General features: G+C 45.2%; 19 protein-coding genes. 17 read left to right on the top strand and 2 right to left on the bottom strand.

Annotated elements, in window-relative coordinates; all coding sequences use genetic code 11:
- The first annotated feature begins 5 nt into the window (after window positions 1-5).
- The 6 genes from MCG98_RS12160 (at window position 6) to MCG98_RS12135 (ending at window position 6,680) form a co-directional block, all read left to right on the top strand.
- Window positions 6-2,888: a penicillin-binding transpeptidase domain-containing protein gene (locus tag MCG98_RS12160; RefSeq protein WP_240302222.1), complete on the top strand. Its 2,883-nt coding sequence runs from the start codon at window positions 6-8 to the stop codon at window positions 2,886-2,888.
- Between the two features lie 48 nt (window positions 2,889-2,936).
- Window positions 2,937-3,722, top strand: a complete 786-nt coding sequence (minD, locus tag MCG98_RS12155; RefSeq protein WP_240286218.1) for a septum site-determining protein MinD — start codon at window positions 2,937-2,939, stop codon at window positions 3,720-3,722.
- A gap of 12 nt (window positions 3,723-3,734) precedes the next feature.
- The gene (gene minE / locus MCG98_RS12150) at window positions 3,735-3,989 is read left to right on the top strand and encodes a cell division topological specificity factor MinE (RefSeq protein WP_240286220.1); all 255 of its coding nucleotides are present in this window, start codon (window positions 3,735-3,737) and stop codon (window positions 3,987-3,989) included.
- A gap of 15 nt (window positions 3,990-4,004) precedes the next feature.
- Window positions 4,005-5,138: an FtsW/RodA/SpoVE family cell cycle protein gene (locus tag MCG98_RS12145; RefSeq protein WP_240286222.1), complete on the top strand. Its 1,134-nt coding sequence runs from the start codon at window positions 4,005-4,007 to the stop codon at window positions 5,136-5,138.
- Window positions 5,135-6,145 (top strand): serine hydrolase, encoded by a 1,011-nt coding sequence (locus tag MCG98_RS12140; protein ID WP_240286224.1) that lies wholly within the window; start codon window positions 5,135-5,137, stop codon window positions 6,143-6,145. The genes MCG98_RS12145 and MCG98_RS12140 overlap by 4 nt, the downstream gene beginning before the upstream one ends.
- Before the next feature lie 115 nt (window positions 6,146-6,260).
- The gene (locus MCG98_RS12135) at window positions 6,261-6,680 is read left to right on the top strand and encodes a twitching motility protein PilT (RefSeq protein WP_240286226.1); all 420 of its coding nucleotides are present in this window, start codon (window positions 6,261-6,263) and stop codon (window positions 6,678-6,680) included.
- Between the two features lie 91 nt (window positions 6,681-6,771).
- Here MCG98_RS12135 and MCG98_RS12130 read toward each other — a convergent pair whose 3' ends face one another.
- Window positions 6,772-6,987, bottom strand: a complete 216-nt coding sequence (locus MCG98_RS12130) for a DUF378 domain-containing protein (RefSeq protein ID WP_240286228.1) — start codon at window positions 6,985-6,987, stop codon at window positions 6,772-6,774.
- 164 nt (window positions 6,988-7,151) lie between these two features.
- Between MCG98_RS12130 and MCG98_RS12125 the strand changes: the two genes are divergently transcribed.
- From MCG98_RS12125 to MCG98_RS12090, 8 genes are all read left to right on the top strand, one after another.
- A complete protein-coding gene (locus MCG98_RS12125; protein WP_240286230.1) occupies window positions 7,152-8,552 on the top strand; it encodes an HlyD family efflux transporter periplasmic adaptor subunit in 1,401 nt (466 codons plus the stop codon).
- A 15-nt stretch (window positions 8,553-8,567) separates the two neighbouring features.
- The gene (locus tag MCG98_RS12120) at window positions 8,568-9,275 is read left to right on the top strand and encodes a YggS family pyridoxal phosphate-dependent enzyme (RefSeq protein WP_240286232.1); all 708 of its coding nucleotides are present in this window, start codon (window positions 8,568-8,570) and stop codon (window positions 9,273-9,275) included.
- 13 nt (window positions 9,276-9,288) lie between these two features.
- Window positions 9,289-9,882: a cell division protein SepF gene (locus tag MCG98_RS12115; RefSeq protein WP_240286234.1), complete on the top strand. Its 594-nt coding sequence runs from the start codon at window positions 9,289-9,291 to the stop codon at window positions 9,880-9,882.
- A gap of 56 nt (window positions 9,883-9,938) precedes the next feature.
- Window positions 9,939-10,643, top strand: coding sequence for a YlmH/Sll1252 family protein (locus MCG98_RS12110; protein ID WP_318653883.1), 705 nt, complete (start codon window positions 9,939-9,941; stop codon window positions 10,641-10,643).
- A gap of 10 nt (window positions 10,644-10,653) precedes the next feature.
- The gene (gene aroB / locus MCG98_RS12105) at window positions 10,654-11,745 is read left to right on the top strand and encodes a 3-dehydroquinate synthase (RefSeq protein WP_240302221.1); all 1,092 of its coding nucleotides are present in this window, start codon (window positions 10,654-10,656) and stop codon (window positions 11,743-11,745) included.
- A 3-nt stretch (window positions 11,746-11,748) separates the two neighbouring features.
- Window positions 11,749-12,273, top strand: a complete 525-nt coding sequence (gene lspA, locus MCG98_RS12100) for a signal peptidase II (protein WP_240302220.1) — start codon at window positions 11,749-11,751, stop codon at window positions 12,271-12,273.
- A 3-nt stretch (window positions 12,274-12,276) separates the two neighbouring features.
- Window positions 12,277-13,188, top strand: a complete 912-nt coding sequence (locus tag MCG98_RS12095) for an RluA family pseudouridine synthase (protein ID WP_240302219.1) — start codon at window positions 12,277-12,279, stop codon at window positions 13,186-13,188.
- A gap of 149 nt (window positions 13,189-13,337) precedes the next feature.
- Window positions 13,338-13,964 carry a cytidylate kinase-like family protein gene (locus MCG98_RS12090; protein WP_240302218.1) on the top strand — a complete coding sequence of 209 codons (627 nt, stop codon included), beginning with the start codon at window positions 13,338-13,340 and terminating at the stop codon, window positions 13,962-13,964.
- Between the two features lie 5 nt (window positions 13,965-13,969).
- On the opposite strand, the gene MCG98_RS12085 is transcribed toward MCG98_RS12090, so the two are convergent.
- Complete coding sequence (locus tag MCG98_RS12085; protein WP_240302217.1) at window positions 13,970-14,701, bottom strand: ATP-binding protein; 732 nt, start codon at window positions 14,699-14,701, stop codon at window positions 13,970-13,972.
- A 325-nt stretch (window positions 14,702-15,026) separates the two neighbouring features.
- Between MCG98_RS12085 and MCG98_RS12080 the strand changes: the two genes are divergently transcribed.
- The 3 genes from MCG98_RS12080 (at window position 15,027) to MCG98_RS12070 (ending at window position 18,071) form a co-directional block, all read left to right on the top strand.
- A complete protein-coding gene (locus tag MCG98_RS12080; protein ID WP_240302216.1) occupies window positions 15,027-16,385 on the top strand; it encodes an AI-2E family transporter in 1,359 nt (452 codons plus the stop codon).
- The gene (gene dtd, locus MCG98_RS12075) at window positions 16,382-16,828 is read left to right on the top strand and encodes a D-aminoacyl-tRNA deacylase (protein WP_240302215.1); all 447 of its coding nucleotides are present in this window, start codon (window positions 16,382-16,384) and stop codon (window positions 16,826-16,828) included. Before MCG98_RS12080 ends, dtd begins: the two co-directional genes overlap by 4 nt.
- Window positions 16,829-16,910: 82 nt before the next feature.
- Window positions 16,911-18,071, top strand: a complete 1,161-nt coding sequence (locus MCG98_RS12070) for a DUF6070 family protein (protein WP_240302214.1) — start codon at window positions 16,911-16,913, stop codon at window positions 18,069-18,071.
- Window positions 18,072-18,148: the final 77 nt, after the last annotated feature.

Here is an 18,148-nt window from a genome sequence, read left to right as displayed (position 1 = left end):
AAAAGATGTTTAAAAAGTTCAGACTGAGCAGGACCACCGTACTGATCGCGGTGTTTCTTGTCATGGCTTTTATTCTGATACAGCGGATATTTTCTCTGCAGATCATTCATGGCCAGGAATACGCAGATAATTTTTCTCTGCAGACAACCCGTGAACGGACTTTGAAAAGCACCCGCGGAAATATTCTGGACTGTGACGGCAATGTGCTCGCTTCAAATGAGCTTTCATACTCCATAACACTGGAAGACAGCGGCACTTATGCGAACCGGAGGATACGAAATCTGTCTCTGAACAGTGAGATTTACCGGATCATACAGCTCGTAGAGGCAAATGGGGATTCTATAGACCACAGTTTCCATATTGTTCTGGATGAGAACGGCAATTATGACTTTGACGTTACTGATTTTTCACTCTCACGATTCCGTGCCGATGTCTACGGGCACAGCCTGATTGATGATCTGAAAGCTGAAGAAGCAAACGCTTCACCGGATCAGATCATGAAAGACCTGGCGGGTGATGACCGCTTCGGTATTATTTTATCCGAAAATCCGTATACGGAGGAAGAACTGACAGAGTATGGTCTTCCAGCAGAATATTCAAAAGAAGAACTGTTGAAGATGGTGTCGATCCGTTATCTGCTGTCAACCACAAGCTATCAGAAATACGTGGCGGTGACGATCGCCACGGATGTCAGTGAGGAGACCGTGGCTACTATCATGGAAAATAAAAATGATCTGGAAGGCGTGGATATTGCAGAAGATTCCGTGCGTGTCTACGCAGACAGTGTTTATTTCTCTTCCCTGATCGGCTACACGGGGAAAATATCTGCTGAAGAGCTTGATTCGCTGAGGGAGGAAAATCCCAACTATTCAACAACCTCCATTGTCGGTAAAACGGGGATTGAGGAGGTTATGGAGACAACGCTGCAGGGAACAGACGGGAAAGAGACCGTATATGTCGATAATCTCGGAAAAGTTCTGGAAATCGATAAGGACTCCAAAACGGATCCCGTTCAGGGAAACGATGTTTATCTGACCATTGACAAGGAACTTCAGATCGCAGCCTATAAAATACTGGAACAGAGGATTGCCGGAGTTCTGGTATCGAATATACAGCCGATCAAAACCTTTGAGACGGATGAAAATACGGATACCTCTGCGATCCCGATCCCGATTTACGATGTCTATTATGCACTTGTCAATAACAGCATTTTGGATATCGGCCATTTTTCCAGCGAAGATGCCTCTGAAACGGAGCGCAATGTGCAGGCAAAATTTGAGGCCAAGCAGGCGCAGATCTTTGAGGAGGTCAGCCGGGAACTGACGGGTGACTCCCCGCAGGCATATAAAGACATGAGGGAAGAGATGCAGGTCTACATCAGTTATATCGTCAACGAGATGCTGATGGATGACACGGGCATTCTCGATAAAAACGCCATTGACAAATCAGACCAGACGTATCTGGCCTGGACACAGGATGAGACGATCAGTCTTCAGGAGTTCCTGACATATGCAGCGAGCCAGAACTGGATTGATATTTCCCGGTTCACTGAGGAGAACACATATCTGGATTCCGGGGAAGTGTATGCTGCACTGGCGGCGTATATCGCGGATTACCTGAAAACAGACACTGCATTTTCAAAACTGCTGTACAAATACATGCTGATGGACGATGTGATCTCAGGTAATGAGCTGTGCACAATCCTTTATGATCAGGGTATCCTGTCAAAAGATGATGATCTGTATACATCTTTCATGGCGGGGCAGACGAGCTCCTATGACTTGATGAGAAGCAAGATCATGAATCTGGAAATCACCCCCGCACAGCTGGCACTTGACCCGTGCTCCGGTTCAGTCGTCATAACAGATCCGAATACCGGAGAGATCAAGGCATGTGTCACATATCCGGGCTATGACAATAACCGGCTTGCAAATCAGATGGATACCGGTTATTATAGAAAATTGACGAGTGATCTGTCGGAACCGTTTTATAATAAGGCGACGCAGCAGAGAACGGCGCCCGGTTCGACATTCAAGCTCGTGACAACGGTCGCTGGATTGATGGAGGGTGTCATCGATGATGAATCCACGATCCAGTGTACGGGTATTTTTGACAGAATCGACGGTTCAGAGCTTCGATGCTGGAAGAGGGATGGACATGGCCTGCTGAATATACGCGGAGGTATTACCAATTCCTGCAACGTCTTCTTCAGTGAAGTGGCCTACCGTCTGGGACTGGATGAGAACAATGTTTTCTCGGACAGCAATGCAACACAGAAAATCACCAATTATGCCGAACTTTTTGACTTTGATAAAAACTCCGGTATCGAAATCTCGGAGGCTGATCCTCAGATCTCAGATCAGATGCCGATTCCTTCAGCAATTGGTCAGGGTACACACAACTATACGACGTCTCAGCTTGCACGCTATGTGTCAACACTTGCAAACGGCGGCACAAGCTATGATATCTCCCTGCTGGATAAAGTGACGGATTCTTCCGGCAACCTGATAGAAGATTTAACTCCGCAGGTTCAGAGCCAACTGGAGGTACCCCAGTATATCTGGGATGATATCCATGTCGGCATGCGAGGTGTTATCACCGAAACCAACAAAGAATTATTCCAGGATCTGAATGTTTCGCTTGCCGGCAAGACCGGTACGGCGCAGCAGTCCAGAAACCGCACCAGTCACGGACTTTTCATCGGATATGCTCCGTATGAAAATCCGGAAATATCCATGGCGGTGCGTATTGCCTACGGGTATTCCTCCACTAACGCGGCGTTAGTGGCTAAGGATATTTTAAATTATTATTTTGAACTGAAAGATGAAACGGAAATCCTGACCGGAACTGCGGCTCAGGAAGGTACTTCCAACGAACAGACCGATTAAATACGAAAGCGGATAATTAAAAAAAAGAAATCGTTTGGAGGATGCATCATGAGTGAAGTAATCGTAGTAACATCAGGAAAAGGGGGCGTCGGCAAGACGACCACGACAGCCAACATCGGCTGCGGTCTTGCCGCTCTCGGCAGGAAAACAGTTCTGGTCGATACAGATATCGGACTTCGGAATCTGGATGTCGTCATGGGACTTGAAAACCGGATCGTATATAATCTGGTGGATGTCATCGAGGGAAACTGCCGCATGAAACAGGCACTGATCAAAGACAAGCAGTTTCCGGACAAACTGTTTCTGCTTCCGTCAGCACAGACCAGGGATAAAACTTCTGTGACTCCGGAGCAGATGAAAAAGCTGTGTGACGATCTCAGGGAAGAATTTGATTTTATCCTGCTGGACTGTCCCGCGGGTATTGAACAGGGGTTTAAAAATGCTGTTGCCGGGGCTAACAGAGCCATAGTGGTGACAACCCCGGAAGTCTCTGCAATCAGGGATGCAGACCGTATTATCGGTCTTCTGGAAGCGGATGACCTGCGCGATATTCAGCTTGTCATCAACCGGCTCCGTATGGATATGGTCAAACGTGGAGATATGATGTCCGTGGAAGATGTCGTAGATATCCTGGCGGTCGACCTGATTGGTGCCGTTCCGGATGATGAGAACATTGTGATCGCAACAAATCAGGGCGAGCCGCTTGCAGGCGGACCGTCACTCGCAGGACAGGCATATCTGAATATCTGCCGGAGAATCCTGGGTGAACAGATTCCGCTTCTGGACCTTACTGAGAAAAAAGGACTTTTTCGGCGCCTTTTCAAAAACAAGTAGGAGGTGGCAGTGGTGTTTGGATCAAAACGAAAAAATACCGGCAGAATTGCAAAAGACCGGCTGAAACTTCTCGTAAATGCCGAGCGTATTGACTGCTCTCCCGGAATTCTGATCATGCTGAAGAAAGATTTGATGAAAACCGTAAATAAATACATACTGGTAGAAGAGGATGGTGTTGCACTGACATTTACAGCAACACCACCAAGACTCATGGCTACCATATCGGTTAAAAAAACACCGCACAATGAATTCACGAAAGTGAAATAAAAACAAAGGAATCATATGTTTAAACTATATAAGTTAAAAGACTACAATTTCAGATTGGTTTTATGGCTTGTGCTGATCAGCGGCATGGGTGTCATGCTGGTCGGAAGTGCCATGCAGTCTCTGCAGACACGGCAGCTGTTCGGGGTGATTCTCGGGGTCGTCCTGATGGTCATTGTCTCCCTGATTGACTTCAGCTGGATTCTGAATTTTTACTGGATTATGTATATTGTAAATATTCTGATGCTGCTTGCAGTGCGTATCATGGGTAAGACAACCTACGGAGCGACCCGCTGGATCTCAATCGGTTCTTTCCAGTTCCAGCCAACGGAGTTGTCCAAGATCATACTCATCCTGTTCTTTGCGAAGTATCTGATGGATCATGAGGATGATCTGAACACGTTGAAGACACTGGTCAGCTCTATCATACTGGTAGCTGTTCCGCTTATTCTGATTAAGATACAGCCTGACCTGAAAAACACGATCACCGTAGCGGCACTGTTCTGTGTACTTTTATATATTGCAGGGCTCAGTTATAAGATCATCGGAACGGTGTTAGTCATCATGGTCCCGCTTGTCGTCGGGTTCCTGATTCTGGTTACTCAGACGGACCTTGAGATTCTGGAGAGTTATCAGAAAGACCGTATCATGTCCTGGCTGTATCCTGAAGATGCCGCGTACTCGGATGATATCGTGCAGCAGCAGAATTCCAAGACAGCCATCGGTTCCGGTCAGCTGACCGGAAAAGGCTACAATAATAATAAAGTTTCCTCATCCAATAAAGGAAACTTCGTATCTCAGATACAGACGGACTTTATCTATGCAGTGGCAGGGGAGGAGCTCGGATTTCTGGGCGCCGCCGGTATTATTCTGCTGCTTTTCCTGATCTGTATTGAATGTATTCTGACCGGCAGGAGAGCCAAAGATCTATCCGGCAGGCTGATCTGCTGCGGGGTAGCGACGGTCGTTGCGCTGCAGAGCTTCATTAACATCTGCGTGGCGACCGGACTGATGCCAAATACAGGCACACCGCTTCCCTTTGTCAGCTACGGCCTGAGTTCCATGGTCAGTCTCTTTATTGGAATGGGACTTGTGTTGAATGTCGGACTTCAGAATAGAAATTATCTGCAGGGAGAGGTCAGAAGAGTATGAAAACAAACACCAGAAAAAGAAAACTTTTTATTAATACGATTTTCCTGGTTATGGTTCTCATGATAGTGGTACTGCTCGGCATTCTCGGAATCATGAAAATCAGAAAAGATAAAAACCTGGATATGCACTTTTCATACCAGGAACAGGTGGTTGAGCAGGACGGCAGCACGAATGCGTTCCAGACTGCAAAGCCTTTTGCCGCAGAGCTCTGTGTAGCCTATGACAATGTCGGCGCAGAAGGCATCAGTATGCCTGGAAATGAGAAAAGCTGTCTTTTGAATGTTGACGATAAGACTGTTATGTACGCCCAGGATATGCATGAAAAAGCATATCCTGCAAGTATCACCAAGATCATGACCGCTATTCTGGCTGTAAAATATGGAAATATGGATGATGTCGTTACGGTCAGTCAGAATGCCGTAACGCTGGAAGAGGGATCTCAGGTGTGTGGATTTCAGGCAGGCGATATTGTCACCATGGACGAACTGTTTCACGGCCTTCTGGTGTATTCCGGAAATGATGCCGCAATGGCGATTGCAGAACATGTAGGCGGGTCTGTCGACCATTTTGTTGAGATGATGAATGCGGAGGCGCGGAGAATCGGCGCGACGAATACGAATTTTGTCAATCCGTCCGGACTTCACGATGATAATCACTATACAACGGCGTACGATGTTTATCTGATGCTGAACGAAGCGTTGGATTACGATTATTTTGTTGATACCATGCAGCTTTCGGTTTACAATCTTAATTTTACCAGAGGAAATGAAACTGTCCAGGTTCACCTTGATTCGACGGATCATTATCTGACCGGAGAGACCAGCGCACCTTCCGGTGTTACAGTTCTGGGAGGAAAGACAGGAACCACCAGTCAGGCGGGAGCCTGCCTTGCAATTTTGAGTCAGAATGACTATGGAGCTCCTTATGTTTCTATTGTTTTGAATGCGTCTACAAAAGCAAATTTGTATGATGATATGAATCAGCTTTTGTCAAAAATTAATTCTTAAAGAAATTATAAATTTACCATTGTGTTTTTGTCTTAAATACACTATAATTAGAGCTATAAATCAATACTTTTTAGTAAAATTACATATTAAATGATGACTTAAGGAGGAAACTGCTATGGTTCAATTAATTATTGGGGATAAGGGAAAAGGTAAGACTAAGCAGCTTTTGGATAAAGTTAATGCGGCAATCAAATCTGCGAATGGCAATATCGTATTTTTGGATAAGAGTACGAGGCATATGTATGAGCTGAACAACAGGATCCGGTTGATCGATGTATCCGGATTTCCGCTGAAAAACAGTGATGAGTTCGTAGGTTTTATCTGTGGTATTATTTCACAGGATCATGATCTGGAAGAGATGTATATTGACAGTTTCATGAAGATCGCACAGCTTGAGGATCAGGATATTACCGATACCATTCTTCAATTGGAAGCCATTGGCGAGAGATTCGGCGTTAATTTCGTTATCAGCATATCTGTGAATGATGATACGATCAGCGAATCCTTAAAAGATAAAGTGATTCTTTCTTTGTAGAAGAAAAAATATACAGGGGGATGAAGTGGTACTTCATCTCCCCTTTTTTCGTTTCTCAGGAAACCCGTCCTGCGAACATGTAACTGTCAGATCATCCGTTTTTTGCTGAATTTCCGATACGTCCGTACATGCTCAGCAGATAAAGACCGCTGATTCCTACGATCGCATAGATAATGCGTGAAATCCAGGACATATTGCCGCAGATGAATGCGACCAGATCAAATTTGAAAAAACCGATCAGTCCCCAGTTAATAGCACCGATGATTGCGATCGTTAACGCAGTATAATCCAAACCAGATGTATTCATAGTATTTCCTCCTGTCTGCATGTATTTTAAAGACAGTTTGCCCATTTTTGCCAGAAATATTCTTCTGTGATGTTAAAATACAGAGAAATTTCATCTTGAGGTCTTACGGCTAAAATGATAAAATAACATGGATGTAGACTTTTACAGAACAAGGAGACAGTATTTTGCCAACTCAGAAAAAAAAGTGGAAACGCCCGGACATACACCTTTCAGATTTTAAAAAAGCCGCCACGCTTAATATTGGAACGATACTGTTCGGAGCTTTATTTATTTATATGGTTATCAGTATCATCATGTATCTGACTGCAGCGCATATTACCCCCTATCAGGTAACAAGCGGTCCTTTGTCAAAAAACCAGACGTATACCGCGTTGATCCTGCGGTCAGAGCAGCTTGTACAGGCCAATACCGGCGGTTATGCAACTTACTATGTACGTGAGAACTCCAAGGTTAAAAAATCCGGGGCAGTGTACGGCATTGGCGATGGAGAGACTTCCGGAGGCACAGCTGAGCTGACAGAAGAAGATCTGACACAGATACGGTCAGCCATGGCCAAATTTGCGTATAATTTTGACGCGAACAATTTTTATGATACGTACAGCTTTAAGTATGAAATGGAGGGAAGTCTTCTGCAGTATGCAGGACTGGCCGATGTGACAGAGCAGGGCACTGATTCGGAAGACATTGTCGCCCCGACACAGACAATCGGAAACCAGACGGTAAATTTTGCACCGTCAGACGGCATTGTTCAGTATACAAAAGATGGTTATGAGTCTGTGACTGCGGATACGATTGAACCTGATCATTTTAACCAGAAGTCCTATCAGAAAACAAATCTGAGAAGTTCCGATCAGCTGTCCGTCGGAGACGATGTGTACAAGCTGGTTACCAGCGAAAACTGGTCACTGATGATCCCGCTGACTGATACACAGACGGTACAGCTTGCCGGAAGAGAAACAATCCGTGTAAAATTCCTGAAAGACGGTGTAACGCAGACAGGAAAATTTACGATTGTTACCAAAGATGATCGCTTTTACGCCAAAATCGATTTTTCAACAGGAATGCTCAGATATACGTCCGACCGTTTTATCGATATTGAACTGGTGACCAACATTAAGACCGGATTGAAAATACCAGTTTCTTCCATAGTAAATAAGGATTTCTATGTGATTCCCAAAGGCTATGAGACGACCGGAGGAGAATCAGATGAAATCGGTTTTCTGAAAGAGACAACAAATAAAAGTGGAGAAACCTCATCGGAATTTGTCAATGCGACTGTCTATGCTCAGCAGGATGATCTCTACTATGTAGACCAGGAGGATTTTTCTGACGGCGACGTCATTATCAAACCGGAATCAACAGAACGCTATACCATTGGCGACACGATGCCTCTGGAGGGCGTATACTGTATCAATAAGGGGTATGCTGTGTTCCGGAAAGTCGTGATCATCGATCAGAATGAAGAATACTGTATCGTCGAGTCAGGAACGACGTACGGAATTGCACAGTTTGACAACATTGTCTCAGACAGCAGCACAGTAAAAGAAGAAGAAATATTATACTAAAAGGAGCGCGATATCATGGTACGGGAAAACATTAAAGCAGTGGAAGAAAAGATTGCAGCGGCCTGCAGGCGTGCGTCAAGAGATCCCAGGGAAGTAACACTCATCGCAGTCAGTAAAACAAAACCCGTGGAATTGATACAGGAAGCCATCGAATATGGCCAGGTAGATTTCGGTGAGAACAAAGTACAGGAACTTACAGGTAAATATGAAATCCTTCCCAAAAATCTGCGCTGGCATATGATCGGTCATCTCCAGCGCAACAAGGTTAAGTATATCGTGGATAAGGCGGCATTGATTCATTCTGTGGATTCCCTGCGCCTGGCAGAGACCATAAGCACTGAGGCTCAGAAAAGAAAGGTAACCGTTTCGGTGCTGATCGAAGTGAATGTGGCACAGGAGGAAAGTAAGTTCGGTACTGCCTGCGGAGAAGTAGTTGCACTTGTTGAGGAAGCTGCAAAACTGCCGAACATTCGGATAGAAGGTCTCATGACGATCGCTCCATTTGTCGATGATCCGGAGGAAAACCGCCCGGTATTCCGGAAATTAAAACAATTAAGTGTTGACATAATGGAGAAAAACATTAATAATGTTAATGTGAATATTCTGAGCATGGGGATGACAAACGATTATGAAGTAGCGATCGAAGAGGGAGCAACGATGGTTCGCGTCGGAACAGGAATCTTCGGAGAGCGGGATTATTCACCAAAAACCATGGATAAGTAGATAGGAGATCATAATGGGAGTATTAGACAAGTTTCTGGATGCAATTCGTTTAAATGATGATTACGATGATGACGATGAATTTTTTGATGATGATATAGAAGATATAGAAGATGAACCAAAACAAAAACGCCGGTTTTTCAAAAAAAATGATGACGATCTGGACGACTACGATGATCTGGACGACCCATTCGATAAACCCAGGACAACAAAGAAAATGTCTGAGGCTGCTGCTGTAAAACAGCCAAAGTCTTCAAAGCAGTCAGCAAAACAGTCTTCTTCAAAAATTACGCCGATGCGTAAAAAAACAGGAGGTTCTTCAATGGAAGTATGTGTGATCAAACCAAGCTCGATGGAAGATACAAGAGATATTGCAGATACGCTGATTGCACACTGTACCGTTGTTCTGAACCTGGAAGGCATCGATGTGGAAGTTGCACAGCGTATCATTGACTTTTCTTCCGGTTCCTGTTATTCTATCGGCGGCGGTCTGCAGAAGATATCCAGCTATATCTTTATCCTGACGCCGGATAATGTGGAAGTGTCAGGAGATATTCAGGAGATTTTGAGCGGTGCATTTGACATTCCGTCCATGCGCACTAATTTTTAATCCGTACTATGCAAAAGGAAGAACATTTCAGAAAAAGAATCCAGGATCTGGCACGGATGGCTTATGAACGGGATATTGTAACGTTCACGGATTTCCTGGACTTGAATGAACAGCATATAGTCAACAGCCTTACCAGAGAGCTTGCAGGCGTAACACATGCAGGCTTTGGGGGCTATGATATGTCAGAGCGTCAGATAACAGCTTTTATTCCTGATGCTCTTTCTTATGAATGGGAATATCCCATCTGCTGCCTGCACATCCGCCCGAGGGACGGACGGTTTGCGGAACCACTGTCACACCGCGATTACCTCGGGGCACTTTTGAATCTGGGAATTGACAGAGGCATGCTGGGTGATCTCCTGATCGATGAAAGCTCAGCGTACCTGTACTGTATTGACCATATGAGCCAGTTCATAATACAGGAGATGATACGTGTCCGCCGAACTGCCGTCACAGCAGTTCGGAGTGAAACCATGGAGCCGGCAGCCACCAGAAATTTCCAGGAGATAAAAGGAACCGTTGCCTCCGTACGACTGGATGCACTGATCTCTCTTGCATTTCAAAGTTCAAGGAGCAGGATGGTACCGCTTATCGAAGGTGGAAAAATATTTGTTAACGGAAGAATGGTCACATCAAACGGCTGCACGCTGAAGGAAGGCGACGTCATATCTGTCCGCGGATATGGAAAATTCCGGTTTTCGGGCGTCGTATCGAAGACTAAAAAAGGACGCTGTCTCGTATCGATCAGCCGTTACAGCTAGGAGGAAACATATGGAACATCGGATGACTGTAAAACGTGCGGGTGAGTTTACCTATGATATAGAATGGCACAACACCTTTGAGGGCCTTGGGAACGCTGTGGAGAAACTCTCTCTTATGAGCAGAAAAGCCTGTATTGTCACAGACAGTACGGTAGGCCCACTCTATTTGGATGCGGTGAGCAGACAGCTATCCCCTCTTTTTGAAACAGTTACATCTTTTGTCTTTCCGTCGGGTGAGGCGCAGAAAACACTGGATACGGTAAAGAAACTTTATACGCATCTGATCGAAGAACACTATGAACGTAAGGATATACTGATCGCCCTCGGCGGCGGTGTTGTGGGAGATCTGACGGGCTTTACGGCAGCCACGTATCTGCGCGGCATAGATTTCATTCAGATACCCACCACACTGTTGTCACAGGTGGACAGCAGTGTGGGTGGGAAAACAGGTGTTGACTTCGACTGTTTTAAAAATATGGTCGGAGCATTCCATCAGCCTCGTCTGGTCTATATGAGCATGGAAACCCTGCATTCACTTCCGGATGTACAGTTTTCCTGCGGTATGGGCGAAGTCTTAAAGTCCGGGCTGATACGGGACCTGTCTTATTATGATTGGACGCTGGCACACAGCACGGAACTGCTTGCGCGGGAAGATGAAGCACTGGTCAGGATGATAAAGGGCAGCTGTCTGATTAAAAAGACGGTTGTTGAGCATGATCCTACGGAGCAGGGGGAACGTGCCGTCTTAAATCTTGGCCATACCATAGGCCATGCTGTCGAAAAGCTAAAACATTTTGAAATGCTTCATGGTCAATGCGTTGCACTGGGCACAGTCGCAGCCGCATATATTTCCAAAGAGCGCGGTCTGATTGGCAGCGATGCACTGAAAATGATCGAACATGGCAATCAGATGTTTGGCCTGCCATGCCGTTTTGAAGGTCTGACTTCAGAAGAAGTTTTATGTGCAACACGGTCGGATAAAAAAATGGAACAGGGAAAAATCAAATTTATTCTGCTGAATCCTCTGGGACACGCTGTGATCGACAAGACTGTGACCGATGATGAGATGAAAGCAGCAATCGGTTATATACAGGGAGAGTAGTAAATGGCAGAAAAAAAACACGGGGTAATTTACTGGATCACCGGTCTGGTATCTGTATGCATCCTTTTGGGTCTGGATCAATGGACAAAACACCTGGCAGTTACGCATCTGGCCGGACAGGAAGACATTATTCTGATACCGAATATCCTTCAGCTGCACTATCTTGAAAACAGGGGTGCAGCTTTCGGGGTACTTCAGAACCAGCAATGGATATTTATCATTTTATGCCTGCTGTTCCTGGCTTTTGCTGTTTACGCCTATGCTGTAATTCCGAAAACAAAACATTATGTTCCACTGAACCTCATCACGGTTGTACTTGTCGCCGGAGCCTTCGGCAACCTGATAGACCGTATCCGTCTGAAATACGTGGTGGATTTCGTATATGTCTCCGCCATAGATTTTCCTGTTTTTAACGTAGCGGATATCTATGTCACAGTTTCCGCTGTGTTATTATTTATATACCTTATTTTTTTCTACAGGGAAGAAGATTTTACCTTTCTGACTTTCAAAAAGAAGAACGGACAGTAGCTTATGGAAATTTTTAACTTAACAGTAAGGGAGTATGAAAAAAATCTGAGACTGGATAAATATCTTTCAGAACAGCTGAAAGATATTTCCCGGTCTTATTTACAAAAACTGATCAAAGACGGGGCGGTAGCGGTAAACGAAGGTAGTCAGAAGTCAAATTACAGGCTTCAGTCGGGTGACTGCATTCGTATCACAATTCCGGATGATATGCAGCCGGACATTGCAGCGGAAGACATCCCTCTTGATATTCTTTATGAGGATGACCAGCTTCTTGTTGTAAATAAAGCGAAAGGTATGGTTGTACATCCGTCTGCCGGACATTACAGCCAGACGCTCGTAAACGCCCTGCTTTACCATTGCGGGGATAGTTTAAGCGGAATCAACGGGGTGCTTCGTCCGGGGATCGTTCATCGAATCGATATGGACACGACCGGTGCACTTGTCGTATGTAAGACAGATCTGGCACACCAGTCACTGGCTTTACAGCTGCAGGAACATACGATCACAAGGCGATACCGTGCGATCGTGCTCCATAATATCAAAGATGATATCGGTACTGTCGAGGGACCGATCGGGCGTCACCCAACTGACCGAAAACGTATGGCGATCAATCATAAGAACGGAAAAACCGCAGTTACCCATTACCGCGTACTGGAACGTTTCGGTCAGTATACCTACATTGAATGCCGTCTTGAGACCGGACGTACACATCAGATCCGGGTGCATATGGCAAGTATCGGACATCCCCTTCTGGGTGACGCGGTGTATGGCCCGGCAAAATGTCCATATCATCTTCAGGGGCAATGCCTGCACGCCATGGTTTTGGGATTTCGTCATCCCATCACAGAGAAATACATGGAGTTTACAGCGCCTATTCCAGAATATTTTAATGAATTGTTACAAAAATTCAGATAAATAATTGTACTTTTTGTGGGAAATGTAGTATAATATAAAAATAATCGTAACAGTTCAGGACGGCGGGGAAATTGGTGCAGAAAGCTGCGCCATCCTGAACAGTTACAAATAATCACTACATGCATCACAGGGGAAGGAAGTGTATCGATATGAAAACAAATACTATTGTTACAATCGGAAGACAGTACGGAAGCGGCGGCAGAGAGATCGGCAAGCGACTGGCAGAAGACCTCGGAATTCCTTACTATGATAAAGAATTGCTGTCAAGGGCAGCAAAAGACAGTGGAATCTGTGAAGAGCTTTTCGAAAATCATGATGAAAAACCGACAAATAGTTTTCTTTACTCACTGGTCATGGATACTTATTCTTTCGGTTATACCTCAGCAGCGTTTTCTGACATGCCGATCAACCAGAAGGTCTTTCTGGCACAGTTTAATGCGATTAAAGCGATCGCTGATGAAGGTCCCTGCGTACTTGTCGGGAGGTGTGCCGATTATGCGCTGGAGGAGCGTGACAACTGTCTGAGTGTCTTTATCCATGCTGACCTTAAAAAAAGAATCCGCAAGATCGCCGCTAAGTATGATCTGACGGATTCCAAGGCCAAAGATAAAATCACCAAGATAGATAAAAAACGTGCCAGCTACTATAATTACTACAGCAGCAAAAAGTGGGGCGATGCCGGAAGCTACAATATGAGTATTGACAGCGGTCTCTTTGGCATTGAGGGCACGATTGAACTTATCAAACGCGCGATTGTGGAAAAAGAAAAACGCTGATCAGATCATGATTTTTTAATCCGGGGAGGCCAGCCGGGGATATTTCCGTTCAATACTGCGGAAAACATTCTCTCTCTGGCCCCCGGATTTTCTGTTGTCAGCTGTTTCACAAGGTTTTTGGCATACTCCCGTTTCGTATATCCGTCTGCGGGACACGGACTCTTTTCTACCGGAAGCTCATACCGTTTCTGAAAGCCCCGGATATCCATTTCATCGACAAACATCAGCGGGCGTATAACGGTCAGGTCCATTCTGTCCAGGTACGTCTTTGGTGAAAATGAATGGAAACGTCCCTCAAAAATCAGTGAGAGCAGCATGGTTTCTATAATATCGTCCTTATGATGAGCGTATGCAACTTTATTGCAGCCTGTTTTTTTAATCGCTTCGTTGAGTGCACCTTTACGCATCTTTGCACAGAGTGAACAGGGATTGGACTCCTTTCGCTCTTCAAAAATAATTTTCGCAATATCCGTATGCACAACCGTGTATGGTACTTCCAGCGTTTCACAGAGTTTATGAATGCGTCCGAGTTCAAAGCCCGGATGCCCGAGATCTACTGTGATCGCCTCCATGGTAAAATGTTTCGGATAAAAACGCTTCAATCCATGCAGTGCATAGAGCATTGTCAGGCTGTCTTTTCCCCCTGAGATGCCGACAGCGATCTTATCGCCCTCATCAATCAGCTGATATTCATCAACGGCTTTCCGCGTATAACTGAGCAATTGCTGTAATTTCATAAGATCCTCCTCTTTGTAAAATTGCATGAAAATAATTATACTATAAAAATTTAATGATATCTATGCCAAAAAGCAGATAAACTATGATATGATAAGAAAAACGTTACTATTCACAGCTGATATGGATGTACAGTCATCCCTTACATGCAAGCATGACGAGTCTGTCTATATATCCATATCAAGCCTGCGAAGCAGGAACTCCACCCACATAAGCAGTCTTAGCTCCGTAAGGAGCGAGACTGGAGCCTCAAAGAGGCGACGAATGCGCATGTGGGTGGTGGCTGTGAATAGTAACAGTAAAACTAACTAAAAGCAGGTGCATCATATGAAATTTCGTTGGGACAAAAAATACTTATACTGGGGCGCAACAGCATTTGTTGTTCTTGCTGCCGCCATGCTTTTCTATTTCGGCATCTTTCATGTCGATTCCTTAAAATCACTGTTCAATAAAGTATACAGCATTCTGCAGCCGCTGATTTACGGCGCAGCCATTGCCTATATTCTGAATCCGCTCGTCCGTTTTCTGGAAGAACAGGTCTTTTTCAGGTTAATTGAAAAGACAGGCCGGAAGCTTACGGAACGGCTGAAGAAAGTGGTGCGGATGATCTGTGTGATTTTCGTAATCCTTCTTCTCTTCCTGGTCATCTACGGTTTGATCGCAATGATGGTTCCGGAACTTATCAAAAGTATCACCAACATTGTAGAAAACTTTCCGCGCTATATCAGGACGGCGGAGACGTGGGTGACAGATCTTTTGAAGGATAATCCCGATCTGGAAGCGTATTCTCTCAGCCTGTTTACGACGATCTCCGATAAAGCGGAGACGTGGCTGAACCAGGATCTCCTCCCGCAGGTCAACGAGATCGTCAGGAATTTTTCTACCGGTGTCTATGATGTCCTGATATTTCTCAAGAATTTTTTGATCGGTGCTATGATTTCAATTTATATGCTGTACGGTAAAGAAACTTTTATCGCACGTGGGAAACAGTTTCTGTACGCCCTTCGCAGCACACCTGAAAATGCAAACCGTACGATCAGGGACCTGCAGTTTGTAGACCGGACTTTTGGCGGGTTTGTTGTCGGTAAGATCGTCGATTCCATAATCATCGGACTTCTCTGTTATATCGGCATGAGTGTCCTGAAACTGCCGTATACGATGCTGATCAGTGTGATCATCGGAATCACAAATGTGATCCCATTCTTCGGGCCGTATATCGGTGCAGTGCCGTCAGCATTTCTCATTCTGCTGATCAATCCGCTGCAGTGCCTTTATTTTATTATTTTTATTCTGGTGCTTCAGCAGTTTGACGGGAATTTTCTCGGACCCAAAATTCTTGGTGATACAACCGGACTGTCAAGCTTCATGGTCATCGTCGCTATTCTGGTCGGAGGGGGATTATTCGGTGTCTTCGGTATGTTCGTGGGCGTTCCTGTCTGTGCGGTCATATGCACGATCATTGGTGACCGGATCCAGGAGAGGTTAAAAAAGAAAAAGCTTCCGGAAGATGTGACATCATACCGGAATATCGACCATCTGGATCAGGAAACACATGAACCCGTGTTTCAGAATACGATGGGGACTGATGATTCAAAGCCATTCAGCAAAGCCAGGAGAAAAGATACCGATGTGCCGGAGAATGAACAGAAAAAGAAAGAAACAGATCAGGAGGATGAAGATTCATGAGACTCGTCATACAGCGTGTAAATGAGGCAAAGGTAACGGTGGACGGAGAAGTGATCGGCAGCATTTCAAAGGGACTTCTTGTTCTCATCGGGATTTCCGGTCAGGACACCCGTGAGATGGCAGACCGATATCTGAAAAAGCTGATTTCCCTGCGTATCTTCGAGGATGAGAACGGAAAAACGAACCTGTCACTTGGAGATGTCGGCGGCGAACTTCTTATGATCTCGCAGTTCACCCTCTATGCAAACTGCAAAAAGGGAAACCGCCCCAGCTTCATAGAGGCGGGTGCCCCTCAGATCGCGGAGCCGCTCTATGAATATATGATCAAAAAGGCAAGAGAGAGCGTGCCCGTCGTTGAGAGCGGAAGCTTTGGGGCAGATATGAAAGTCTCACTTGTCAATGACGGTCCGTTTACGATAGTCTTAGACGAATCATCACTTTAAAGGATGCCTGTGCATCCTTTTTTGCTTAATGATTCTGTCGTGGTGTACTCCTACCCATGGAACAGTTGAAAGGATAATGATTATGACACGAAAAATATTTCTTGTAATTGTATTATGTGTTTTTTCCATGTCTTTCAGTGGCTGCCGTACTGACAGCCCCTCAGCAGGCGAAGAACAACAGCAGGACTTAGGCAAAACTGAAACAGAAGATGAGACACGGATTAAAGAACTTCCCCTCAAAGGCGTAAAAAAAGACGAGGAACTCCGGCTCTGTATGCAGGGAGCAGAACGGTACGCTGATCTCTATGCAAAGGCAGATAAAGGCACAGCTTCCAATATCGTGCTTGATACAAAGACAATTCATCAGATTGTAAATCGTCTGGGTGAGAATGGCTATCCTGTCAGCTGCAGTTATTTTGACTGTAATCTTCTCAATTACCAGAAACTTGATGAGTGTCTGAGACGGGCAGCGGATGGGGAAGCCGTCACCGCTGAATATTATACAGTGCTTTCCAGCGGAGGCCTGTCCCGGTATGCGCTTTCTTTTTCAGAAGGCATATTGACCATCATCAACACAAGGGCGGACTGGACCGAAACGAATGAACCTCACGTTTATTACCAGCAGTGCTATCAGGTGTACGATTGGAAATATACGGAAAAAGGCTGGCTGATCACGGAGAAGGCAAAGTCCATCAATCAGGAGATGGACATGCACTCTCTTGTCCGTGTTCTGCCGCTGTCAGAGGAATGCCGGAAGTTTGGAGAAACGTATATTCTGCCGATCGGATATGCCTGCAGTAATCTGCTTTATACTGACTGGAGTGCAGATACCGTCACTCAGCTTAATCTTTCTGGACTGTTTCCCGCTTTTTACCAGATGAATACCGGCAGATGGCCGACAGAAGAGGATTTTCCGAACGATATCCCGGAGGCGGTATTTGAAGAAACCTTTATCCCGCATCTGCCGGTTACCGCGCAGCAGCTGAAAGCGCTTCCGGAATATCAGGCTGGTTCTTCCTCATATGTGTGGAATCAGGTGGGGTGCGGCACAAAGCAGCTTGCATTTCCCCCATTTCCGGAAGTTGTGAAGACTGCTGAAAATTCTGATGGCAGCGTGACCTTAACTGTTGACGCTGTCTCGAAAGAAAATGGAACGGACTGTTCGTTCTCCCATGAGGTAACGCTGAGGATCAAGGAAGACGGTACAGCTGAATATCTGAAAAACAGGATGCTCTCATCTTAACTTGTCTCCTTTAAAATTGTAAGTCAATATAAAAACAATTTCATTAATTGTTAGTCTGTGGTATAATCAGACTTATA

The sequence above is a fragment of the Ruminococcus sp. OA3 genome (assembly GCF_022440845.1).
GTDB lineage: Bacteria > Bacillota > Clostridia > Lachnospirales > Lachnospiraceae > Ruminococcus_G.
The sequence above is the reverse complement of the archived record's forward strand: the minus strand, read 5'-3'. Positions and strand labels throughout refer to the sequence as shown.